This is a genomic window from Peribacillus sp. P4_C12, from assembly GCF_056402095.1.
This window is the reverse complement of record NZ_JBFUIB010000039.1, coordinates 1-22,846: the sequence shown is the minus strand read 5'-3', so window position 1 is coordinate 22,846 and position 22,846 is coordinate 1. Positions and strand designations below refer to the sequence as shown.

The 22,846-nt window shown below is 36.0% G+C and carries 23 protein-coding genes, 1 pseudogene and 1 riboswitch; of the genes and pseudogenes, 14 read left to right on the top strand and 10 right to left on the bottom strand.

Annotated features, from left to right (window positions below):
- Together AC1DUW_RS09360 and AC1DUW_RS09355 are read left to right on the top strand one after the other, a co-directional pair.
- Positions 1 to 165, top strand: a pseudogene (locus AC1DUW_RS09360) (UDP-glucose 4-epimerase GalE); the annotation flags it as partial.
- Between the two features lie 445 nt (positions 166 to 610).
- Complete coding sequence (locus AC1DUW_RS09355) at positions 611 to 1,834, top strand: MFS transporter (protein ID WP_053347798.1); 1,224 nt, start codon at positions 611 to 613, stop codon at positions 1,832 to 1,834.
- Between the two features lie 277 nt (positions 1,835 to 2,111).
- Here AC1DUW_RS09355 and AC1DUW_RS09350 read toward each other — a convergent pair whose 3' ends face one another.
- Complete coding sequence (locus AC1DUW_RS09350) at positions 2,112 to 2,831, bottom strand: pentapeptide repeat-containing protein (protein ID WP_053347797.1); 720 nt, start codon at positions 2,829 to 2,831, stop codon at positions 2,112 to 2,114.
- Positions 2,832 to 2,846: 15 nt separating this feature from the next.
- Entirely contained in the window at positions 2,847 to 3,176 is a 330-nt protein-coding gene (locus AC1DUW_RS09345) for a PadR family transcriptional regulator (protein WP_053347796.1), read from the bottom strand.
- Positions 3,177 to 3,510: 334 nt separating this feature from the next.
- Here AC1DUW_RS09345 and AC1DUW_RS09340 point away from each other — a divergent pair, with 334 nt between their 5' ends.
- The 5 genes from AC1DUW_RS09340 to AC1DUW_RS09320 all read left to right on the top strand — a co-directional run bounded on the left by AC1DUW_RS09340 (position 3,511) and on the right by AC1DUW_RS09320 (position 7,752).
- Complete coding sequence (locus tag AC1DUW_RS09340) at positions 3,511 to 4,125, top strand: class I SAM-dependent methyltransferase (protein ID WP_477642396.1); 615 nt, start codon at positions 3,511 to 3,513, stop codon at positions 4,123 to 4,125.
- Between the two features lie 1,393 nt (positions 4,126 to 5,518).
- A complete protein-coding gene (locus tag AC1DUW_RS09335; RefSeq protein ID WP_477642395.1) occupies positions 5,519 to 6,130 on the top strand; it encodes a hypothetical protein in 612 nt (203 codons plus the stop codon).
- Between the two features lie 106 nt (positions 6,131 to 6,236).
- The gene (locus AC1DUW_RS09330) at positions 6,237 to 6,941 is read left to right on the top strand and encodes a class I SAM-dependent methyltransferase (RefSeq protein ID WP_053347793.1); all 705 of its coding nucleotides are present in this window, start codon (positions 6,237 to 6,239) and stop codon (positions 6,939 to 6,941) included.
- A gap of 82 nt (positions 6,942 to 7,023) precedes the next feature.
- Positions 7,024 to 7,398, top strand: a complete 375-nt coding sequence (locus AC1DUW_RS09325) for an STAS domain-containing protein (protein ID WP_477642394.1) — start codon at positions 7,024 to 7,026, stop codon at positions 7,396 to 7,398.
- Positions 7,399 to 7,536: 138 nt separating this feature from the next.
- Positions 7,537 to 7,752 (top strand): hypothetical protein, encoded by a 216-nt coding sequence (locus AC1DUW_RS09320; RefSeq protein ID WP_477642393.1) that lies wholly within the window; start codon positions 7,537 to 7,539, stop codon positions 7,750 to 7,752.
- A gap of 228 nt (positions 7,753 to 7,980) precedes the next feature.
- Here the strand turns inward: AC1DUW_RS09320 and AC1DUW_RS09315 are convergent, their stop codons facing one another.
- Positions 7,981 to 8,637 carry a potassium channel family protein gene (locus AC1DUW_RS09315; RefSeq protein WP_053347790.1) on the bottom strand — a complete coding sequence of 219 codons (657 nt, stop codon included), beginning with the start codon at positions 8,635 to 8,637 and terminating at the stop codon, positions 7,981 to 7,983.
- Positions 8,638 to 8,660: 23 nt separating this feature from the next.
- Positions 8,661 to 10,007 (bottom strand): TrkH family potassium uptake protein, encoded by a 1,347-nt coding sequence (locus AC1DUW_RS09310; protein ID WP_477642392.1) that lies wholly within the window; start codon positions 10,005 to 10,007, stop codon positions 8,661 to 8,663.
- A gap of 345 nt (positions 10,008 to 10,352) precedes the next feature.
- Positions 10,353 to 10,495, bottom strand: a riboswitch (cyclic di-AMP (ydaO/yuaA leader).
- Between the two features lie 333 nt (positions 10,496 to 10,828).
- Here AC1DUW_RS09310 and AC1DUW_RS09305 point away from each other — a divergent pair.
- Complete coding sequence (locus AC1DUW_RS09305) at positions 10,829 to 11,029, top strand: hypothetical protein (protein WP_053347787.1); 201 nt, start codon at positions 10,829 to 10,831, stop codon at positions 11,027 to 11,029.
- A gap of 970 nt (positions 11,030 to 11,999) precedes the next feature.
- On the opposite strand, the gene AC1DUW_RS09300 is transcribed toward AC1DUW_RS09305, so the two are convergent.
- A complete protein-coding gene (locus AC1DUW_RS09300; protein WP_053347786.1) occupies positions 12,000 to 13,463 on the bottom strand; it encodes a flavin monoamine oxidase family protein in 1,464 nt (487 codons plus the stop codon).
- A 399-nt stretch (positions 13,464 to 13,862) separates the two neighbouring features.
- On the opposite strand from AC1DUW_RS09300, the gene AC1DUW_RS09295 reads away from it, so the two are divergent.
- Positions 13,863 to 15,038, top strand: coding sequence for an iron-containing alcohol dehydrogenase (locus AC1DUW_RS09295; protein ID WP_053348179.1), 1,176 nt, complete (start codon positions 13,863 to 13,865; stop codon positions 15,036 to 15,038).
- 43 nt (positions 15,039 to 15,081) lie between these two features.
- Entirely contained in the window at positions 15,082 to 15,252 is a 171-nt protein-coding gene (locus tag AC1DUW_RS09290) for an NUDIX hydrolase (RefSeq protein WP_157444343.1), read from the top strand.
- Between the two features lie 91 nt (positions 15,253 to 15,343).
- Here the strand turns inward: AC1DUW_RS09290 and AC1DUW_RS09285 are convergent, their stop codons facing one another.
- Positions 15,344 to 15,793 (bottom strand): GNAT family N-acetyltransferase, encoded by a 450-nt coding sequence (locus AC1DUW_RS09285; RefSeq protein ID WP_477642391.1) that lies wholly within the window; start codon positions 15,791 to 15,793, stop codon positions 15,344 to 15,346.
- A gap of 105 nt (positions 15,794 to 15,898) precedes the next feature.
- Here AC1DUW_RS09285 and AC1DUW_RS09280 point away from each other — a divergent pair, with 105 nt between their 5' ends.
- The 4 genes from AC1DUW_RS09280 (at position 15,899) to AC1DUW_RS09265 (ending at position 19,794) form a co-directional block, all read left to right on the top strand.
- Positions 15,899 to 16,723, top strand: a complete 825-nt coding sequence (locus tag AC1DUW_RS09280; protein ID WP_477642390.1) for a MerR family transcriptional regulator — start codon at positions 15,899 to 15,901, stop codon at positions 16,721 to 16,723.
- 121 nt (positions 16,724 to 16,844) lie between these two features.
- On the top strand, positions 16,845 to 17,303 hold the full coding sequence (locus AC1DUW_RS09275; protein ID WP_053347783.1) for a hypothetical protein: 459 nt from the start codon (positions 16,845 to 16,847) through the stop codon (positions 17,301 to 17,303).
- A 293-nt stretch (positions 17,304 to 17,596) separates the two neighbouring features.
- Entirely contained in the window at positions 17,597 to 18,253 is a 657-nt protein-coding gene (locus AC1DUW_RS09270; RefSeq protein WP_053347782.1) for a VanZ family protein, read from the top strand.
- 77 nt (positions 18,254 to 18,330) lie between these two features.
- A complete protein-coding gene (locus AC1DUW_RS09265) occupies positions 18,331 to 19,794 on the top strand; it encodes an aminoacyl-histidine dipeptidase (RefSeq protein ID WP_477642389.1) in 1,464 nt (487 codons plus the stop codon).
- A 241-nt stretch (positions 19,795 to 20,035) separates the two neighbouring features.
- Here the strand turns inward: AC1DUW_RS09265 and AC1DUW_RS09260 are convergent, their stop codons facing one another.
- The 4 genes from AC1DUW_RS09260 to AC1DUW_RS09245 form a co-directional block, all read right to left on the bottom strand.
- Positions 20,036 to 20,758, bottom strand: coding sequence for an anti-sigma factor domain-containing protein (locus tag AC1DUW_RS09260; protein ID WP_477642388.1), 723 nt, complete (start codon positions 20,756 to 20,758; stop codon positions 20,036 to 20,038).
- Positions 20,759 to 21,313 (bottom strand): RNA polymerase sigma factor, encoded by a 555-nt coding sequence (locus AC1DUW_RS09255; RefSeq protein ID WP_477642397.1) that lies wholly within the window; start codon positions 21,311 to 21,313, stop codon positions 20,759 to 20,761.
- A gap of 84 nt (positions 21,314 to 21,397) precedes the next feature.
- Positions 21,398 to 21,871 carry a COG4315 family predicted lipoprotein gene (locus AC1DUW_RS09250; RefSeq protein ID WP_477642387.1) on the bottom strand — a complete coding sequence of 158 codons (474 nt, stop codon included), beginning with the start codon at positions 21,869 to 21,871 and terminating at the stop codon, positions 21,398 to 21,400.
- A 21-nt stretch (positions 21,872 to 21,892) separates the two neighbouring features.
- A complete protein-coding gene (locus tag AC1DUW_RS09245; protein WP_053347777.1) occupies positions 21,893 to 22,669 on the bottom strand; it encodes an extracellular solute-binding protein in 777 nt (258 codons plus the stop codon).
- Between the last annotated feature and the right edge of the window lie 177 nt (positions 22,670 to 22,846).

The window sequence follows — 22,846 nt, the reverse complement described above, 5'->3', positions numbered from 1 at the left end:
GGGGTAAAACCGAATATAGAGTATGCAGATCGTCGGCCGGGAGATCCAGCTCGACTGGTTGCTTCAGCCAATAAGATATATGAAGATCTTGGGTGGAAAGCAGCAATAGATTTAGACGAGATTATTGAAAGTGCATGGAAATGGCATAAATCTCAAATGAATTAAAAGAATACACACCCAATAGAGCAGCAAGGTCTTACTAGTTCACTATACTGGAGTAAAGATTAAAAATTCGATTGTTTTATTTGAGAGAACGACTCTGTTTAAAAGTCGTTCTTTTTTTTATTTTTTTCAGGTGTCACTATCCTGCACGGTTAGTGGAGTTAGGCTTCTACCTTTCGCCCCGAATTTTCCATTTCCTTTTTAGATAAACGTTTTCATTTCAAAAATAAATTAAACCCCTATCATTTCAGTCTTTCTCTTAATATAGATTAACTGGTCGTAAAAGGGATATTAATAAGAATATAGAAGTACTAACTAATAGGATTATCATTCATTTGTTAGGAGACGTCATACATTGGTTTAGCAATAAACCGAATAAAGGAAGTCCAGCAGGTGTCGTCTTAGAATGAGGATGGACTAACAGATGAAGAGGAAGGTGAGCGTTTAAATGAATCAGCATATTTTAAAGAACCGTTCATTTCTCTTCATATGGATTGGTAATGTGATCTCTGAATTAGGCGCTGCCTTTGGAACCTTTTGTAATTCAATTCTTATCTATCAACTTACAGGTTCCACTATGGCTTTGGGAAGTATGTGGATATTATATTTTGTTCCATCCTTGCTTTTGCAATTATTTATTGGCCCTTTTATTGATAGATGGAGCCGTAAGTGGACGATGATACTTTCACAGTGGAGTAGAGGTGTAATTTTTCTTATCCCACTTATTTCATTAATAACGGGGAATCTTGAAGCGTGGCACATTTTCACAGTCCAAATCATAGTAGGTTTAATTACGCCCTTATATTCACCCGCTAATCAATCAATTTTGCCTACAATTGTTCCTGAAAACCAGCTAAGCGCTGCAAATGCTTATTTAGATGGAACGATTCGATTAATGACGTTCTTGGCACCAATTGGAGGGGGAGTCGTTGTAGAGTACTTAGGTGTTAAAACCACATTACCACTTGTTTGCTTATTGCTTATTACAAGTGGTTTTATACTGCTGTTCATCCAAGAATCAAGAGTCTCATTATCTATACGCAAATCATGGTTAAACCAATTTATTGAGGGTCTATCCTATTTTTTCAGACAGTCCCTCATCGTTTGGTTAGGAGTCTTTTTGGCGTTTGTTCAATTTGGAGTGGGAGTTACGATGGTTATCACTCTTCCCTATATCACTGGTGAGTTATCTGGTAGTTATGCAGAGTACGGATATTTTATGGCTAGTTTCCCTTTAGGGTATGTAATTGGTTCCATGCTTGTAAGTAAAATAAAACATAAGAGTCGCAGGGTTTTGATGTTAGGAGCATTAATTATCGGAGGTCTGACATATATCTCCTTAGGTATTAGCAATAGTATAGTTGTTGCATTCTTGACTGAAATTCTTGCTGGAATAGCTATGGCTATTTTTAGTATTCATAATAAAACTATTTTTCAACAAAGCGTACCTAATCATATAATGGGGAAAATATCCTCGGTTCGATTGTTTATTATTAGAGGGACGATGCTATTAGGGGTAATAACAGGTACATTTTTGAGTGATATCTGGGGGATACGTCCATTGTACTTTTTAATAGGAAGCATTATCTGCACTGTATCTTTATTAGGAATATTACTTCCTTTCTTTAAGTTCATTGATAACTCGAATAAAGGGGAACGTTCTGTTTCTTAAATTAGTGGGGAAATGTTAAATAAACATAAAAAACCAAGCTAAGACATTTCCATTAAGATGAAATCTTGTGTAAAGCCACACTACTTAAGGAAAGAAGAAAGGCTACTTACACTTTTTCAGTCTTAGCAAGGGCAAGGGGAATCTGATAAAAAGTTGCTGCTGGATTAGTCTCCCATGCTCATCCCTTTTAATGTCACAGCAGTTATGAACACAGTCACACATATGATTGAGGTAGATACTACAATGGCGATTGGTAAACTCATAAAAAATCCCTCCTTTAAAGTATTGTTACGTTGCTAAGATCAACCTTAGCTCCAATTAAAAAGTTGTAAGTAAGTTTATCCATTGACGCACCTTCAAAGTCGATTTTCTTTAAATCAGACGTTCGAAATTGAACATTCTTGAGTGTTGCGTCGCGAAATGATGCTTTCTTCAATGTTGAGCCCTCAAAAATGGTTTGGTTAAATGTTTCCCCATCAAAGATAAGACCAGCTAAATTACAGCTTTTAAAGTGGGTTTTGTTATAGTTACTATTTTTAAAAATGACTCCCTTTAAGTTTGAACTTTTAAATAGGGTACTCGTTAAATTGACGTTTTCAAAGATACAATTATTTAAGTTACTGCTTTTAAATGTGCTGTTCGTTAGGTCGGAATGGCTGAAATCAGAACGGGTTAAATCGCAGGAATTAAATTTTCCATCATGCACCGAAACCGAGCGGAAGTCGGAATCCAATAAGCGTTGCCTAGAATAGTCCATGTTTATCGCCTGTTCAAGCTCACTGTATTGGAGATTAAATGCTTCTAGGAGCTCTGACACTTCTCCAATTGAATCCACCGTTAATCTATAAGCCTCCTGCTCACTAGAACCTTTTTGTTTATAGTCATTATATTTCTCTATTAAGTTTTGCAGCAGTTCTTCTTCCAGTTCCTTTGCTGTTTTGGCATTTTGATACGGAGCAAAAATGCTGTGAACATGTGCATTTAGTTTTTCAATCACATTTTTTCTTCCTTTCTACAAGAGGCGTTCAAGTATTTGCTTGGCTTGCTCCCAGTTATTTTTGTTTTGCGTATATGTGTCTTCTCCGATTGGGGTGATTTTATAATATTTTCTTCTGCCACCTTGTGTAGCATCTCCCCAATAGGAGATGATGCATTCGTCTTTTTCAAGACGTTTTAAGCTGGAATACATCGTTGCTTCCTTTATTTCGTACTGCTCATTTGAACTCACATATATCAATTTACTAATTTCATAACCATATTTATCGCCACTTTGCAGGAGTTTTAAAATCATCGTATCAACATGTCCGCGTAGCAGGTCAGAGGATAGTTTTCGTTGAACCAAATCCTCACCTCCTTTGGTATACCTTATAACATATTACTATGACAGTCAAGGTAATGTTATTCATTAGGGGGAGCATAAGAATTTTAGGTCATTTAGTACGCAAGAAAAAAACCTTTTATATAAGAAAAATGACCCTGAAATTGATCCGGAATCATCTACTTATTAGCTATTGGTGTTTTTTTCTTAGCTTTGTGAGTTGAAAATTGTTTTTACTACACTTTGTCGAGAAAAACAGTTGGTGTAATAAGGGGTATTTGTAACTTTAATGCATACTTGGAAGGAATTTATTATGATCTATAGAAGTAGTGTTAAGGGATATCTAGGAGGGGAGAATTTGAATAATTCTTGGAATAAAGTGATATATAAGATTTGGTCTCCAATTTATGACGAAATTTTCAATTCATATCTCTTTTTAAATGCCAGAAGAAGAATATTTGAAGAGATATCGTTTAATAGCAGAGAAAAGGTTCTGTTTGTGGGCGTAGGAACGGGGGCCGACTTAGAGTTAATCAAGCACTTTGACTTAGAGATAACAGCAATAGATCTCTCAACTGATATGCTTAAAAAAGCAATGGAGAAATATGAAAATACCTCTATCACGTTTTTAGAAATGGATGCACAAAATATGGAATTCAACAATGAATCGTTTGATTATATAGTTGGAAGTTTGGTCCTTTCTGTAGTGCCTGATGCAAATAAATGTTTTCAAGAAATGATTAGGGTTTTAAAACAAGATGGGAAAATAATTATATTCGATAAGTTTATCTCTAAAAATAAACAGCTATCATTACCGAAGAAGCTTCTTAGACCTTTTATTAGAGTTTTAGGTACAGATATTGGCTTGCGGTTTGAAGACTTGTATCCTAGACATGGTAAAAATCTAAAAATCGTAGAAGATCAATCGATTATGATGAATGGAATGTATAGAAAGATAATAATTTGTAAATGAAGATGACGTGCCTAACTAAGGAGTAGGAAACAATGAATAAGGGTCTTTATGAAGCACACCTACCAGTGAGTAATCTTGCTAATTCAATTGAGTTTTATAAAAAGTTAGAGTTAGAAATAGCCTATCAAATGATACATTAGCTTTCTTCTGGATTGAGAAAGGACACAGCTGGTTAGGATTATGGGAAACAGATAAAGTAGACACACCATATCACCCTTCTTTAAGGCATATTGCGTTAAATATAGATATAAAAGATGTCGAGAATGCAAAGGATTGGCTTGAAGGAAAGGGAATACAAATAAAGATTGCGTTTGGATTTCCTCCTGAAAAGCAACCACTTATTCTTCCTATAACCCTCAAGCTCACGCTGCTATTTATTTTCAAGATCCTGAAGGTAATTCCCTTAAATGAATTACTCCCTTAAGATTGGACTTTGAGGAATACTTTGAAATGATGTCATTAGAAGATTGGGATACAAGATAGTTTGTCGGTGAAAAGATATAAATGGTAACGATTGCAAGTATGCATTTGTGAGGGGAAGTACTAGTTGTTTGTTGGAATACCTATCTTATTTGTTTTGTTTATAGCTACGAATACAATTGAGAAGACGTTAAAACCGGTAGAAAAGCAAAATAAACTGGTTATAGAGCTTTTGGAAAAAATACGAGATAAATAGAAGAACGCGGAATAACATCACTAAATTGGTGGTTGTATGTTTCAGAAGTGGCTTGGAAGAAGTCAAATACGAAACCCAAACGAGATACTTTCCAGCTGGGTACTTATTTACAGAACTAATTATATCAAGAAAAGGCAGCAACAAAGCACTTTGTTAATCAGCTTAACAACAAAGAATATTACTCCACCAGTGAATAGGGTTAATAAGAAAAACAAAATAAGCCTGTACCCATTTAATAATTCCAACTACTTAGACTTATTAGCGAACATGTTTGTTTACTTTTCTTTTAGCCACTTTTTTATCATTGTGTATTCTCCAATTAAAATACCTACTAGAAAGAAAGTAACACCTGTAAAATGATCTGGGTTTTTAAATGAAATTTCACAAATTGTTATACCAATAAGAAATCCTAAAAGAATAACAATATATGATTTAGATCTAAATTTAAGATAATTCAACATAATAGGCCCATTTCTTATTTTTTATAGTCATTGTTTTATATAATAATACATGAATATTTTAATTTTTGTAATATAAATATAAATCAGAAAATTATCCGATATATAATTATAAACATGCAAAATGTTGATAATCTTGAAGAAGAGATTAGAAAGTTAATCACAGATCGCATTTTACAAATGCTTAATTCGGCTTGCCAAAAATCCAATTGCATCACAAGGAACTCTTAAAGAGTTAATAAAATGGAGTTGAAAATATATGAATTATAGTGAAGTTATTAACCCTGATAATTGGATTGGCGGTTTCTATGAACTATCAATTGAGTATCACCCAGTTGGAGATAATAAAAGATTGAATGACGCTCTTGTTTCATTGCAGAAAAGCAAATTTTTCAACGGGATTTGGAAAGAACGGCAGGACTTTCAAACGCATTCAATTTCTTTACCAATAAAAATAGAAGATGACAGTGTGAATCATTTTTATGGAACACTATTTATATCTGATGGAAATACTTTGCCCTGTGCAATCACTATCACCAGAATCGATGGCGAATCTGATTGGTTAGATATATCAATACCACAAGCAATATTCGAGCAGATATATCCTTATAAATATCCGCTTACAAAAGAACTTAACCCCTGGTTAAATAAAGTTGATGAGATATTTATAAAAATAGCAGAAAACATATATAATCAATCATCTTTTGTCTTAGCAATGATAGGGGAAGAAATTTCAGGTGATACAAACCAAGAAAACATTACCGCTGAATACTTAGAAAAAACAACTTGTATTCTACCCATTCATTTACAGAACCGTCTTGAAGTTCAAGAAAAAGGGGAAGAGCTGTCAAATCGACTTAGGTTGTTCTAAGTTGTCTAGCTAACTCTGATTCTAATCAAAAATAACTTCAGGTGAATAAATTTTTTGGAATTCAGTACAATTAGTTGGAAGGATTTAATTGAAAAGAGGGGATATTTTGTCTGAAACGATTTATAACTATGAAGATTTATTAGAAATGCTGGACTCGTTATTGCGTGAACCAACTAAATTCTGGAATGATTTTTATGAAGATCGTGAAAAGGAGATTCCCTTTTTTGAAAACCTACCAGACGAGAATTTAGTTAATTATTTTGACAGAGAGTTACTTGGTTCAGGGGAGGTTCTTGAACTTGGATGTGGTCCTGGAAGGAATGCCATTTATTTTGCTCAAAAGGGCTGCTCAGTTGATGCTGTTGACGTTTCAAAAGAAGCTCTTGAATGGGGAAAAGAGTGGGCAACAGAAAAGAAAGTGAACATCAATTTTATTCAAAAAAACATTTTTGACTTAGAAATTGAAGAAGGAAAATATGACACCGTCTATGATTCAGGTTGCTTTCATCATATTGCTCCACATAGAAGAATGAATTATATAGAAATGGTGAAAAAGGCGTTAAAGCCTAAGGGTTTCTATGCGATTACTTGTTTTGTTCAAGGAGGAATATTAGGTGGTGCAGATATTTCAGATTGGGAAGTATATAGATTAGGAAGTCTTAGAGGCGGGTTAGGTTTTACTGAGGAAAAACTAAGAACGATTTTCAAGGATTTTGAAGAGATAGAAATACGTAAAATGAAGGAATTTAAGCGGTCTAATGAAGTCTTTGGGGTATCTGGTTTATGGACTGCTTTATTTAGGAAAAAGTAATTTTTGTGAACTAGACCCTGCAATGTTCAGTGAAGTTCTAGAGAGGTTTACTGAAGCTACCAATAGATATTCTAATGAAATAATGAAAGCTCAACAGGAAACGATTAATGAATTAGGCTCTCCTGTCATATCACTAAACGATAACACCACGTTACTTCCCCTTATTGGTGATATTGACACAATGAGAGGGATGTTCTTGCTTGATAACAGGTTACAAAAATGTGCAGAAAAAAATGTTACTAGGCTTTTTATAGACTTATCAGGTGTTCATGCAATCGACAGTGTATCTGCTCAACAACTGTCAAAATTGATTGAATCCTTACATCTAAATGGGGTTGATACAACTCTTTCGGGACTTCGTCCAGACATAGCTATTACTGCTGTGCAACTTCAACTGCCTTTTGATAAAGTAACGATAAAATCCACTCTGGCCCAAGCGATTCATACAAATGAATAAACTATCTACAGGCTGGGACACAAGGCCATAAAGCTAAAAATGGTTTAACTGGGGGAATTCTTACGTGAATGGTAAGGAAGTATTAAGGAGATTTGGTTTTCATGTAGAAGAGAAAAATAGATTGAGGACGGTGGACCATTGGATAAACAAGTAACATATGATAATGAAGCAGAAAGGGGCTATATTTACTTGGCTGAACCATATAAATACAAAATTTCAAATACGGATGAGCTCCCACAAAATAATGATATAATGCTGGATTTTGGTAACGACCTTCCGATCATCGGAATTGAATTAGCAGGAGATACTGTGATAAAAGTCCAGATCATGAGCTTTTTTACTCTTTCAGATTGAATGATAAATCAGTAAAACAGTCAGTTACTCATCCAGATACTGCGAAAATAGTGTTTCTCTTTTCGGATGCTGACTGTTTAGATTTTATAGGGATTGATATATATGACACGAAGTCATACGATGAGTCATTCTTAATTGGCCGATAAGCCCAATCTTTTTTAGGTCATCTCGTCCAGCGAAAGCCGGAACCGATGAGAGGGTATCCTGCTCCTTGATTAGGGACCTAGGTTATTCAATATTTGCAAACACGGCTAGATCTTCTTTATTACCAACCACTAAAAGCATATCTTTTTCAAGGATATTCTGATCAGGTGACGGAGCTATGATAATTTCTCCATTACTCACGATGGCAATTACACTGATATTATATTTCGCACGTAAATCAAGCTCTCTGAGACTTTTTCCTGTCATGCTTATGGGTATAATGATTTCCTCGATATTGTATTCTTTTGAGAGTTCTATATAGTTCAGCATGTTGGGTGATAGGAGTTGATTAGCGACCCGTTCACCCATATCTCTTTCAGGGTAGATAACCCAGTCAGCACCAACTTTAGCGAGCACTTGACCGTGATGTTTATTTAGAGCTTTTGCTATTACCTTTTTCACTCCTAGTTCCTTTAAAAGCAATGTAGTTAAAATGCTTGACTGCATATCATTTCCGATGGCTACGATGACACAATCAAAATTACGGATACCAATGGATTTTAGTGCCTCTTCTTCGGTAGTATCAGCCATAACTGCATGAGTTACACTTAATTCTGCATTCTCGACTCTTTCCTCGCTTACATCAATACCCAAGACTTCTTGTCCGGCTGTATATAATCTATGAGCTACACTCGTTCCGAATCTTCCTAAACCGATAACGGCATATTGTCGTTTTCCCATCTTTAACACTCCCTCATTAATGATTAACCAATCATGATTTTGCCTTTTGGACGGCGGAATGGATCTGGTTTACGTCTCATTGCGATAGCAAAAGCAAAAGTCAAAGGTCCAACCCGGCCCGCAAACATTGTGAAAATTATGAGCATCCGACCAATGGGGGATAATTCRGGGGTTAATCCCATTGAGAGACCCACGGTAGCAAATGCTGAAGTGGCTTCAAATAAAACCGTCAAGAAATCACTTCCGGTTTCTGTAATAGTCAGCAGAATGGTGATGGTTGAAACGATAAATAACCCTATGAAAGTAACGGATAATGCTTTAAATATCGTTTCATTCACAATGCGGTACCGAAACAATACCACATCTTCTTTTCCTTTAATCTGTGACCAAACCGTTCCAATCAGCGTGGCTAATGTGGTGGTTTTAATCCCGCCGCCAGTCGATCCCGGTGAAGCCCCAACAAACATCAAGAAAATGATAAGCAGCAATGTGGGTTGTGTTAAATCAGGGATATTCAATGTATTAGAACCTGCTGTCCTCGGAGTAACGGATTGAAACAAAGAAGCCAACGTTTTCCCCATGAAAGATAAAGGCTGCAATGTTTTGGCATTTCCAAATTCAAATATAAAGATTAAAATGGCCCCTCCAATTGTAAGGATTAAGCTAGCCATCAGTACAACCTTCGTATGTACAGACAAACGATGGGTAACACGGTATTCGTAAATTTCATTCATCACGATAAATCCTATTCCGCCTAATGTGATCAGGGAAGCGACTGTAAGGGTTACGAAAGGATCTGATACATAAGGAGTCAAACTCCTGAATTCTCCCATTAAATCAAAGCCGGCATTATTGAAGTTCGATATGGAATGAAAAACCCCGTAATAGATTGCTTTGCCGATTGGCATRTCAAAAGAAAAGCGAATCGATAAGATAAGGGCACCCATGCCTTCAATGATGGCCGTGAAAATTAAAAGCCGTTTTACTAACTTGACTACACCTGCCATGGATAGATTATTTAAGGACTCCTGCAAGAGTAACCTGCCTTTTAAAGAAATCCTTTTGCCTAATAGGAAAAAGAAAAACGTCGCAAATGACATAAACCCCAACCCGCCTATTTGAATGAGTGATAAAATGACTAGCTCTCCAAATTTAGTAAAAGTGGTTCCCGTATCCACTACGACAAGTCCTGTTACACATGTAGCAGAGGTTGAGGTAAATAAAGCATTTAGAAAAGAAAGACCATTCCCATTTTCAGTGGAAATCGGCAGGGTTAATAAATAGGCTCCAACAAGTATCAGGAAGGCAAAGCCAAGTACAAGAATTTTTGGCGGATCTAACAAATCTTTTGCTTTTATCAAAATGATCATCCTTACCTGTAAATTAGTAAGCTACAATAATAACAAAACGAAATATACCTCTCTGATGTTTCCATCAGGAAATCGTTATCCAGTGGTAGGGTTAGTATTTCGCTTGTATTTCATTCTATTCGTACAACCAATGGACCAAGTTACTTTTCCTGTACATGAAGCCATTTGGCACAAGCCTCTTTATGTGTGATAAAGGTATTTATTATCCTTAATCCCTAATTGAGTCGAGCTTAGGAAATTCTCTTTGGAAAATCCCTTTTTAATGCATAATAAAAAGACCTACGTAAACATCTGGCTGCTATTTTGCCACAAAAACAAAATAGCCCCTGAAATCGGCGGTCTTATGACCTCCTTCGCTTTAGCCGACGAAGTTAGCTGACGGGTAGGATGGCGAAAGAGCTGATCTCATCCCTTCTGCATGGCAGAATTAACCCCAAATGATTGGGTCCTCCGTACTCAATTTCCTTGAGTTTAGGCCGAAATGTATTAAATTGATAAACGTATTCTACTCCCATCATTTACTAGTTGTAAACCCCTAAATTGTAAAAAAATATTGCTAGAACAAAACAGAAAATTTACGTTTTATTTACATATTAAAAACTTATTGACAAAAATTAGTTGGGACATTATGATAGGTTCGATAAATTTGAAAAATGACACCAGTAATTTTATACATCATTTCTTGAAGCGTATGTCATTGCGAATCTATGTTTCTAATATATATATGGTATTTCCTTTTGGAATTAGATACAGAAAAGCTCAAATTTCATTGCATTCGAATTTTGAAATTTTAATACATTATATAAAAAAGGCGGGCAAGTATGGAGAAGACGTTTAATAGATATGTTGTTAACGCTACAGGTAAAGGTGGACAGACGTATTTAACTCAATGCCAGGATAAAGATGCACTAAGGAAATGGATAGCCGATCATGAGGATCAAATAATAATGAATGAGTTAAGGATAACAGATAAGAAAAAGAATCCATTGATAAATTTTTTTTTCAAAGGTAATATCATCTGAATCCAGAGGTCCTTATTAACTGGATCATGCGAATAAATAATTGAACATTAAAAGATAGTAGAGGGTCAAGTATATTGAATAATTAATTCACTCATCATTTCCTTTTGCAGCATTTCAACTATGTAATTCCTGAGTTAATCACGCAACCTGAAGCTTAAACATCCATAATGCGTTTTTATTTTCAAACTCATTTTATATTGAATGAGTTTTTTTTGCGTGTATATTGTTGGGATGGAAATACTCCAAAAAGCTTAAAAGAGTTGGATGTAATAGAAAGTGTTTTCGAAAATGGCTCTAAAAGAAACGAGTGAAAAATCCTGGAAGACTGAAAACCGATGAGGAAAAAGTTATGCCTTATATCATATGGATCAAAGGATATTTCTGCATTCGTTCGGATAGTTGGTTTATGCAAACTTACCATGAAAATGTAATGCAATATATGAGGAAGTTAGAGTATATGTCAGTATTATTCAAAGAGTTCATTGTGGAGTACCCGGTACGCCCCTAGAACCATTTTATTTATAGCATCATAAAAGGACACTTTTACAAACTTTAAATAAATTGCTACTAACATTTTGAATAGATCATTAGGTCCTATGTAAAGAAGATGTTTAGACATTCTTAGTCTAAACATCTTCTTTTAATCTTTTCATTTTTCACATCCATAGAGGATAAGAAGGTTTAATCGTATTCGTGAGAAACCTCGCCCTTGATTATTCTCTAATACATGGGGGGGAACCTCCATGACACATGTGGTAATACTGGGGCGACAATACTTTTACTTAATATCCATTTTTTAGATAGTTTGTTGTTTGGAAGTTATTGACTTTTTGTTCGTTTACTCCAATAATAGTCTTAAATACATCTATATTCAATGTCCTAAATGGTAATAAACTTAGGACTCTATGAAATTTTTTAGGAAACATGAGAAGTCCCTATGTAAACAGCTGATTTTACCTTTTTTTCTGTTTTATTTTGGCAAATCATTTACTTCATATGCTACTTGTATTCCAGATTCAATCGCCCCTTGCATCCAACCGTGGGTAAGTGTAGTATGTTCACCGGCAAAGTGCACTCTTCCTTCAGGTATAGAGATATAAGGATAAAGCTCGGTTTCCTGACCCGGTTCAAAGGCAGTGAAAGCTCCGCAAGAATATTCATTATCTACCCAACTAAAGGAAGTTCCTGAAACAAACTCAGAATAGACTTGGTTACCGTAAATTTCAGCTAAGTTCTTTAAAGCATATTGAATGCGATCTTTCTTTGATAAACCGTTCCATGTTAAAGCTTCATCCGCCCATGTATAACTTGCCAAAACCACAGCAGGTCCTTTTGTACCAATCCCCTGACTTGGGTAATAAGTGAATCGAATCGGAAGGTCAGTTATGGATTTACCACCATATTGATGATGCCTTTCCCAAAATCTGCTTTTAAACTCGATTCCGATTTTGGTAGCTTCCATATAGTTGAGCTCACGAATCGCTCTCCGTTTATAATAGGAAAAAGAATGGTATGGTTCAACTTCCACAAATCGTAACAGTGAAAAGGGGATAGTTATGATGGCAAGATCACCAGTTATAGTGGAATGCTCTAAGGTGTGCTGATGAGTGGAATGGATGGTTACACGGTTGTTATGTTGAACAATTTTAGTCATCCTTTGATAGAACATAATGACATCTTTTAATTGCGGCAGAAATGCCCTTGGAAGCAGATCCATACCACCGGTTATCTCATAGAAACGATTTGCTCCGAAGGACGCCGCTTCTCGTAAAACTTCAACAAATGACATCCCCATATATGCTTCGTAGTCAAGGAGTAAACCTATCATATCGACCGCGCCATCTGAAAAAGTCGTAGCATATTGATAATGGTAAGTGTTTAAGAAAGTACCTAGTGAGTAGTTTTTAAATTCTTTTTCTACGAGATCCCAATTTCTCTTTGGATCTTGTTTAATAAAATCGAGAATTGGCTGTGTAGCTAAATTCACCAGCATCTCTGCGCTTTTACCTCTTTCATTCGGGGCAACGGGAAAGTTGAGAATACCAGGAGACCGTTCAAAGATGTTAAGACGTGTTTTAATACCATTGAGATAAAGAATATCCATTGGAGTTCGGTTAATAAACTGGTTTACGGTTAGTCCAAATTTTTTAATATACTCTAATGTCAAAAAATGACCTTCAGGAATACGCATTGGACCTAGGTTTAAATAAAGCCCATTGCTAAAGGGAGAGTGTATTGTATAGGTGCGTCCGCCCACCCTGTTGTTTGCTTCAAGGATGGTGACGTTGTGCCCTGCCTCCTTCAATAGAGAAGATGCAACCAGTCCTGCTAGTCCTGCGCCCACAATAGTAATATTCTTGGGAACTTGCGACTTTTTAAGACCATTTTTAATAATGCTAATCATTTGTTGAGTCGTTAACTGATTATTAGGCATATCTTCGCCCCTAGTGAAAAAGATTTATTACATTGTATTCACTAGCAGAGATGCATATGTATTCAAGAGTTAATCAGATGATATTTATAGATAATAATCAGGATAAAAAACGGGTATTATCTAAATAAAAAACAAAGAAGCAGAATCAATTAGTACATTGGTAGTTTTATAAATCTGTTATGTCAGCTGCCTTTTCATTTTCTTTTACTTTAAGGTAATGGAGAATGATATCTTCCAGGGTCAAGCATTTCGGATGCAAGGCTCTGTATGTTTTCTGCAGGGATACTAGAACTTTCTTCAGTACTTTTCAATAAGGATGTGGGGTATTGGTTTTTGCTTTATTTATTTGTATGAAAACAAAAGGGGGATTATCAAGTGAAGGGATTTGAATTTTTCAGAATGCCACAGACTATTATATATGGCCGGCAATCTTTTGAGAAAGTGGGAGCGGAAGCGGCATTATGTGGGAAGAAAGCACTCATTATAAGTGATAAGGTAATGAGCCGACTCGGTTGCGTCAATCAATGTTGTCAGTATCTTCATGACAACGGAGTAGCAAGTGCAGTTTATCTTGGAGTTGATTCAGAACCAACAGACCAATATGTGGAAGAATCATTAGAACTTTTTGAAAAGGAGTCATGTGATCTAATCATTTCCCTTGGTGGAGGAAGCTGTATTGATACTGGGAAAGCAATTGCTGTCCTTGCCACGAATGGTGGATATATTGGAGAATATATGGGTGGAAGAAAAATAGCGGACAAAGCGGCAATACCGCACATTGCTATTCCAACAACTGCTGGAACGGGTTCAGAAGCGACGGATGCTACTGTTATTACTAACACCGATGATGATGTGAAGATGATGATTAAACAGCCGAATTTTATGCCTTTAGTCGCCATTGTCGATCCGTTGCTGACAGTTTCTTCTCCACCACATATAACAGCTGCGACGGGTGTGGATGCATTAAGTCATGCGGTTGAGGCCTATTTATCAAAACGGTCTCACCCAATGACAGACACAATGGCTCTGTCCGCGATGAGATTGATTGTGGAGAATATTGAAAACGCTTACGATGATGGGGATAACATAGATGCCCGTGAAAAGATGTCATTAGGAGCCCTTCAAGCAGGGATAGCATTCTCGAATTCTTCCGTTTGTTTGGTTCATGGAATGTCGAGACCAATTGGAGCTTTGTTCCATGTACCTCATGGATACTCGAATGCCATGCTATTGCCAGCGGTATTGGAATTCAGCAAGGAAGCCTGTATGGAGCGGTTGGCGGATTTGGGGAGAATTTTTAAAACTGAATATAAAAACCTTTCTATAGAAAGGGCAGCTTTGGTTGCGGTAGAATCTGTTAAGGCACTTTGCCAAAAGCTGAACATTCCTAATCTCGAAGGATGGGGAATAGAAGAGGAGAAATTTAATCTCTCAGTCAGTAAAATGGCAAGAGACGCCATAGATAGCGGGAGCCCTGCTAATAACCCGAGGGTCCCAACTAAACAAGAATTAGAAGAGTTGTATCATACTTGTTATCATTATAAGTTTGCTACTGAAGATAAAGTACAGGGGTGAATATGTGGAGACTTCAATTTTAAAATACCTCATAACTTAGTTAGTGCCAAGCATACTTGCTGAGATAAGTATGAATTCTTTCTTTAATCACTATCCCACAGGTGGTGGGGCAGAGTCTGGTTTAACGTTCCGATTCTTTTGGGTATCTATGTTGGGCGAAGTAGAATTGGTTAGAGGACATGGTGATTATTTGCATGAAATTCTTGATCAATAAAACAAGTTGTTGTCCATTGCGTTTATCAAGATAGAATGCCACCAATTAGGTGGCATTTTACATGTATATCTATTTATACCATTCTGATGTATTATACTTTTTTAACCATGATCTTTTCTTTGTTAATATCTAATTCACCATTGAATGTAAAGTTGAATTTCTTATACAAGTGAAGTGCAGCTTGATTATCTTCAATTACACTTAAATAGATTTCATTACAATTATATTCTTTAGTTAATCGTTGTATTAAAGCTTTTAACATGATACTTCCAAGCCCAAGACCTTGATATCTAGCATCAATTAAAAAACGATCTAACCACACTCTTCCATTTTCCCCTTCCTCGGGAAAAAATCCATACATAGCAAAACCGACCAAGCTATTGTCTGAATAAAGTCCCACTGGCTTATAATATTTACACTCCATGGCTTCTTCTAAACATTGTTCTGTCGTTTCAATAAACGATTTTTGCATTGTGTTTATTCCCAATTTTAAAATATCATTTACATTTTCGTTCGTGACTTCATTAATAGTGATGGTCATAATATTAATCCTTCCTCATTTTCCCTCATGTTTAGCCGTTTTGTTAACATGATATACTAATAGCCTAAGGTATATGGTTACCATATAGTCAAGGGAGAGATTGTATTGGTCGATGGAAATTTAGGCAAATATTTTACTACTGGAGAATTCGCCAAACTATGTAATGTAAAAAAACAAACGCTAATTCACTATGATGAGATTGGGCTTTTTTCTCCCGATATAAAAAATGAAAAGGGCTATCGGTATTACTCCTATCAACAATTTGAAGTTTTTTCTGTTATCACACTTTTAAAAGAAGTTAAAATGCCCTTGAAAGAGATTAAATGGTTTCTTACTAACAGATCACCTATAGAATTAATTAACCTTTTTAAAGAAAAATCCATAGAATTAGAAAAAAAAATAGATAATCTTTATCGAATACAGAAGATTATTGAAACGAAAATATCCCTCACTGAAAAAGCGATACGTATTGATTATTCTCAAATCACATTAGAATTTCAGGAGGAAGAACACCTTTTCCTTAGTGACTCCATCTTGAATTCTTCTGATGCTGATTTTTTAAGATCAACATCTAAATTTATCGATTACTGTAATAGAAATAAGTTTTATACGGGTTTCCCTATTGGGGCCATGATAAACAAAGAAAAGATCGTTCAAGGAGACCATGATAACTATTCATATTTGTACACGAAAGTTATGGACAATCATGCGAGCTCTTTTACATATGTAAAGCCCAAGGGACAATATATTGTTGCCTATCATAAAGGGAGTTATAAGAGTATTTCCGAAACATATGAAAAAATAGTAAACTTTATGCAAAGTCAAAACTTGAACCTCAAAACGTTTTCATACGAAGAGTATATGTTAGATGAAGTCTCAGTAAAGGGTTACGAAAATTACCTAACGAAAATAATAGTAGAAGTAGGATGAGGGAAGGTTTTTTGCCACATATACGTTATTCAGGAAGATGATTTAGTGGGGATGTACAAGCTCGAAATTAAAAGAACGGAATTTCTACATGAACAGTAAGGAAATTTGCGGAGGGTTATATATGAAAAAGTTAGTTTTATGTATTGTTGCTATTTTTCTTATTGTCTTTTTATATTTTGACTATATAGCTCAAAGTGACAAAAAGAACAACAGAATGGATCTTAACGTCAAACAATCCATTGAACATCAATTAAAAACCAAAGACTACGAGAGTTTTACTTATAAAATTACCAATAATACAAATGAAAATTTTAATCTGCTATTTGGCACAGGTAATGAAATAGACGTAGAATTCCACACATTAACTGATAGTCCAATTGAAGAGGGCAATATTATTACTATTGAATCTCAACCGACCGAAAAACACAAAAAAGAATTTAATAAAGGAGATACTTGGGAGTATACAATAAAGGTTAATTCGAAGTTACTTTCAAAAGGTGACTATCAATTAACTGCTCAATTTATACCAAGTAATGCGCTTACTCTTGATAAAGTTGAGCAGATAATAACTTACCCTTAATGTGACTCGGTCAAGAAGACAGGAGTTAAATAGACAACCTAGTAATTTAGCGAATAGAGAAGGCCTTTTTATGTCAGATAATAGCCATAATATGTTCTCCGCATTTCTAACTTCTATTGCGAAGCTCCTTCCTTTTATTTAATTGGTTGTTTACTATCATACATTCATATTAGCGACTCTTAGTATACTAAGAGTTTTCTATATAAACKGAAAAAGAGAGAGAATTTTATGTTCTGTCTCTTTTTCATATAGTTTGTTGACGCCTTGTACAAGATGTCCTAGGATAAAAAGATATGAGTTATTTTTGGAAAGAAATAGAAGGGGGAGAAAAATACATGTCACTAAAATCGATTATTCTTTCCCTTTTGTTATCGCAAGCTTTGTTTTTGTGTGGGCTGTCTGTTTTTCTTCAGCTCCTTTTATATTTGAATCCTTTGGTTATCGTGGTTGTGTGGGTTTGTATCTTGGTTGTTGTCTCGATGCTGGTTCTTTTGTTTCGAGGTGAAACGATCATGCTTCCTCGGTTTTGGTGGCAGGCAGGTATGATTGGATACAGTTTTTCATTATTGGTTTTGCTGTTCTTTCGACCGAATGGGCAGGATTATTCGTATAATTTTATCCCTTTTTCTACGATTCTTTCTTATTTGTCGAACGAAACTAACTGGCTTGTGTCTTTTTATAACCTTAGCGCCAATGTAGGATTGTTTATTCCATTTGGGCTGTACTTGATGTCCAGGGAGGGGAAAGAGTTGTCCTCTTTTCGGAAATTTCTTTATCCATTTTTCTCGATCTTGAGCATTGAAATCTGTCAGTATGTTTTTCGACGAGGAAGTTTGGATGTTGATGACCTTATATTGAATATGATTGGCGTTTACCTGGGTTATATCCTGTATCCATTGTTTACAAAAGTGGTTGCGTTCCGTTCAGGAAAAATGAAAAGGATAATATGATTTTGTGAAGAATTAAAAAGTTGATGGAGATATTGAATTTGGGCATTACAAATAAGATAAATGAGAGGGTGTATCCTATGTATAGCAATTTAGCAGAGTTAACAAGCCATCCAGTGTTTCATTACTTTGCGGAGATATCCAATATCCCAAGAGGGTCAGGTAATGAGAAAGAGATTAGTGACTATCTGGTTCGCTTTGCAAGAGATCGAAACCTTGAGGTAGTACAGGATAACACATTAAATGTCATAATAAAAAAACCCGCTACAGCTGGTTATAATAGTGCGCCCACCGTAATTATCCAGGGGCATATGGATATGGTTTGCGAAAAGAATAAGGATACTATTCATGATTTTGAGAAAGATCCTCTTCAATTAAGGATTGTAGGGGACATGTTGTATGCTACGGGTACAACATTAGGGGCGGATAACGGAATTGCAGTTGCTTATGCTTTAGCTTTATTAGATTCAAATGATATTCCGCATCCTTCTCTTGAAGTAGTTATCACTACTGAAGAAGAAACGACAATGAACGGCGCACTTGCTGTTGATGCATCTCACTTTGAGGGTAAAATTTTGATTAATATTGATTCAGAAGAAGATGGGAAGCTGCTAGTTAGCAGTGCAGGAGGAATACGCGTTAGGCAAATCCTTCCTATTATATGGGAACCTGCGTCAAATACTGAAGTAACATACTGTATCAGTATTAGAGGGTTAAAAGGCGGTCACTCTGGTATATCAATCAATAAGGAAAGAGGGAATTCCAATAAACTATTGGGTAGATTGTTACAGGATTTAACAACAGAATTCCCTTGCTCTGTACAGCAAATTAGTGGAGGTCTAAAAGGGAATGCGATTCCTCGCGAAGCAGAGGCCAGTGTTCTAATTCATTTAGACGATGTTCAGAAGATTGCTGAGAAAATCCAGCAGTGGGATGAAACGTTTAAAAATGAACTACAATCTTCCGACCCAGAAGTATGGATTGGATTTGAAAAAAGCGATAGCTCCTCTACAAAAGTTTTGTCCAAAGAAACGGTGCGTAAAGCCATTACATCCTTACTGTTAATCCCACATGGTGTTCAGGGGATGAATATGGGAATAGAAGGATTGGTTGAGAGCTCGACGAATTTAGGGGTCGTAACAACAACGAATACAGAAATGAAATTCGAAAGTGAAATCAGAAGTTCGGTCAAAAGCATGAAATACAATATGGTTACTCAGGCAAAAGTGTTAGCGGAAATGCTTGGATGTGAACTATTAATAGATGCGGATTATCCGGAATGGCCATATAATCCTGAATCGAAGCTCAAGAAATTATTTGAACAAACATATAATGAAAAGTATAATAACGAGATTGAAATCATTGCTGTGCATGCAGGGATCGAGTGTGGGGTATTCATAGATAAGATACCAGGATTAGATGCTGTTTCAATCGGGCCGGATATGTTTGCCGTACATACACCTGATGAACACCTAAGTATCCCTTCAGCAATAAATAACTGGGAGTATTTAGTTTATACTTTAAAAAGGATGAAGGACCTTTAAGCAGCTGTTTCTTTGTACGAAAGGAACAACGTAGTAGATGAATAGCCATTCTTCTATGGTGTTCGTCAGCTTAGTTCAATAGTATAAAAAAAGAAAGTACATATCCGATATGTACTTTCTTTAGTATTTGCGATTTTATCGAACAATATCGAAACTGCCAATTGGATGATTAAACTCCTTTAGGTATGGTCTGAAAAATATCCCAAAAAAGAGACTCCTCATGTAGGCAGGTCTCTCATTGTCATGAAGATCCAACTATCTTTTTACCTCTCGGCTGTGTACCATTTGGGTCTGGTTCTTTTGTGATTCCGATTTGATTGAATTGATCATTTAATATAAGCTTGTATGTCAACAATCCTGTGCCAGCTTCATCAGGCTTGAAAGTTCCTGCATTAGCCCGTTCGCCTTTATTCAGCAGCCATACTTGATAAACCTCTGACTCTTTAAGAGTAGGCAAATTCTGAATCTGTACGACTAATCTTCTTTCTTCACCTTGTTGCAAAACATATGCAACTCCGTCAGTATTCATATTTACAGCCGTCTTATCAGCAGGCTGTAAAGAAAGTGTCGTTTCAACCTCTACAGGCAGATTGATAGTTGAGAGTTCTTTTTTTAGTTGCACATTGGAATTTAACAGAACGATGACCAAAACTAGAGTGGCCAGCAAGAGCCCTGAAGTAATAGGAGTAAACTGTTTCCGGAAAAAACTGCTCCATTTCTTCACATTTCGCACAGGAATTTCAGGATTACTCTCAAATACAAAATTCATAACTTCTGATTTTAGGGAAGAAGGGGGGGCAAATTCTTCGAAATCCCACTTCAATGAATTCCAGGCTTCCGTCATTTGATCATACTCCCTGGTGCATTCGGGGCAGTGGATTAAGTGTTCCGCGAATGCCTTTTTTTCTTTTTCTTCCAGCTCATCTGATAAAAATGAAAGCAGGTTATCGCATTCTATACTCATTTACAAATCACCTACTTCCAAATACTTTTTCAACTGCTTGAGAGACTGATGTAGTCTGCTCTTGATGGTTCCAATCGGTTCATTTTCAATTTTGGCAATTTCCGTTAGCGAATAGCCTTTCCAATATAGTAAATCTATTAGTCTTTTTTGCGGCTTGCTTAACTTATTTTTTGCTTTGGCAATTTCACTGTTTATAAGTCCATTTTCTATATCATTATTCGGATCTTCAATATCAATGGGCTTGCTAAAATCCATTTGTTTGTTATTCCGAATATGAATACTGTCTTTACGAACATAATCCACGCATACATTCCGTGTAACAGTCAAAAGCCAATTCACAAAGTTTCCCTTTTCGGGGTTATAACTGCTTTTTGTCGTCCAAAGCTTTAAAAAAACTAACTGCACAATCTCTTTTGTTTTTTCTTCATTTCCATTTGTGAATTTAAAAATAAAGCCATAGATTAATTTAATATACCGGTCATAAAGTTCTTCCAGAGCAGGACGATACTTATTCTTTACTAATGCCATTAATTCTTTATCAAGTTTTTCTTCCAATCGCACCTGCAACTCCTCACCAAGTAAATTTGGAAAACAAACAACAGGAACGATCACTTTTATTTGATCGTTCCCTCTATTTTCTTATTTTGGAAAATCTGTTTCATTATTTACAATATACCAAACATCTTTCACACCTTCACCATTGACATCTCCCTCTTGCTTATCATTTACAAAATAGTAGAGCGGAAATCCTTTGTAAGTTACTTGCTCTGCCCCAGTGTCTTCTCTTTTAATTGTTCCAAAATCTTTTTTGTCAAAGCCCATTGGCACATTGAAATCCTTTGCCATGAACGGCGGCCAATTTTCTAAACATTCACCAGCACAATTGCTTTTTCCTGATTCATCCTTTTTGAAATAGTACAGTGTCATTCCTTTGGAATCAGCCAGGTACTCGCTCGTTGTTCCACTTTCCAATAATTTCAGGCTCTCAGCGGTATCATCAGCTGTGCTATTCACCACTTGATCCTTCTTGATAGGATCTTTACTGTCATTTCCACATGCTCCTAAAACCAACACCATTGTCAAAGTCATTAAAATAAACATCCATTTTTTCATATAATCCCACTCCTCATTTATTTATTTCCATCCCCACTTTTGAAACACTTGATGGGATGCATCAGATTTTAGATAATTAATAAATTGTTCTGCTTCTTTCTTATTGTTGGTTGTGCTTGTTATACTTACAGGAGTTCCTCTATAGAGCTTATCTTCTTCAGGAAGCTGAACCAGTTCTGTCACGTCTGACAGACGGTAATGCCAGGATTCATATGTAATCCAGGCGTCGTATTTAGAATTTGCCTTCCATAAATCGATTGCTTCTGCGCTGGATTTTACTGAAATAGCAATATTGCTACTAATTCCAGGAATAAGTCCTTTTCTTCCTGCTAAATCCTCCCATAGCCCCAGTTGTCCGGCTCCATTAACATCAATAATCTTTACGCCACTCTTCGTTAAGTCCTCCAAAGACTGTATATTCTTGGGGTTCCCTTTTCTAACCAAAATTCCGGCTGCGCGCGAATACAATTCTGTACGGGTTTTTTCATTAATGATACCCGGATGATTAAGCATAAAATCAGTTAGCATATATTCGGACCCTCCGTAAATAATGTCGGCATCCTTTTTGGCTTGATCAATCCATTTTGCTTCGGGACCTGCAGTTACTTCAACTTTTATACCCGTTTCGTTAGTAAACTGATCCGCCAATTCCTTGATTGGTCCAAGAGGTCCACCTGGGCCGTATACTTTTACAACATCGTTGACAGCTAGACTCTGTTTAGAATCCGTTTCGGTTGAAAATCCTAACACGACAATCATTATTGATATCAAACCAACAACAAAAAAAATTTTCTTCACGTCTTTCTTCTCTCCTTTCAGGAAAAATTCTTTGTACTATAGGTAACGAGACAAACCTCAAAACGGTTTGAAAAAAATGTTATTTTTTTTGTATTTATCATTTGAAGCTGAATTGCCCAATAAGTGTTTCTATTATTTTTATAAAGGAGGTCAATAACGAGCAGTTTATGTCGATAC

What these genes read in the sequence shown, in the direction of transcription:
- AC1DUW_RS09355 (WP_053347798.1), top strand. Translation starts at nt 611, where the DNA reads ATGAATCAGCATATTTTAAAGAACCGTTCATTTCTCTTCATATGGATT.
- AC1DUW_RS09335 (WP_477642395.1), top strand. Translation starts at nt 5,519, where the DNA reads ATGAATTATAGTGAAGTTATTAACCCTGATAATTGGATTGGCGGTTTC.
- AC1DUW_RS09325 (WP_477642394.1), top strand. Translation starts at nt 7,024, where the DNA reads ATGAAAGCTCAACAGGAAACGATTAATGAATTAGGCTCTCCTGTCATA.
- AC1DUW_RS09315 (WP_053347790.1), bottom strand. Translation starts at nt 8,637, where the DNA reads ATGGGAAAACGACAATATGCCGTTATCGGTTTAGGAAGATTCGGAACG.
- AC1DUW_RS09305 (WP_053347787.1), top strand. Translation starts at nt 10,829, where the DNA reads ATGGAGAAGACGTTTAATAGATATGTTGTTAACGCTACAGGTAAAGGT.
- AC1DUW_RS09300 (WP_053347786.1), bottom strand. Translation starts at nt 13,463, where the DNA reads ATGCCTAATAATCAGTTAACGACTCAACAAATGATTAGCATTATTAAA.
- AC1DUW_RS09295 (WP_053348179.1), top strand. Translation starts at nt 13,863, where the DNA reads ATGCCACAGACTATTATATATGGCCGGCAATCTTTTGAGAAAGTGGGA.
- AC1DUW_RS09285 (WP_477642391.1), bottom strand. Translation starts at nt 15,793, where the DNA reads ATGACCATCACTATTAATGAAGTCACGAACGAAAATGTAAATGATATT.
- AC1DUW_RS09275 (WP_053347783.1), top strand. Translation starts at nt 16,845, where the DNA reads ATGAAAAAGTTAGTTTTATGTATTGTTGCTATTTTTCTTATTGTCTTT.
- AC1DUW_RS09270 (WP_053347782.1), top strand. Translation starts at nt 17,597, where the DNA reads ATGAGTTATTTTTGGAAAGAAATAGAAGGGGGAGAAAAATACATGTCA.
- AC1DUW_RS09265 (WP_477642389.1), top strand. Translation starts at nt 18,331, where the DNA reads ATGTATAGCAATTTAGCAGAGTTAACAAGCCATCCAGTGTTTCATTAC.
- AC1DUW_RS09260 (WP_477642388.1), bottom strand. Translation starts at nt 20,758, where the DNA reads ATGAGTATAGAATGCGATAACCTGCTTTCATTTTTATCAGATGAGCTG.
- AC1DUW_RS09250 (WP_477642387.1), bottom strand. Translation starts at nt 21,871, where the DNA reads ATGAAAAAATGGATGTTTATTTTAATGACTTTGACAATGGTGTTGGTT.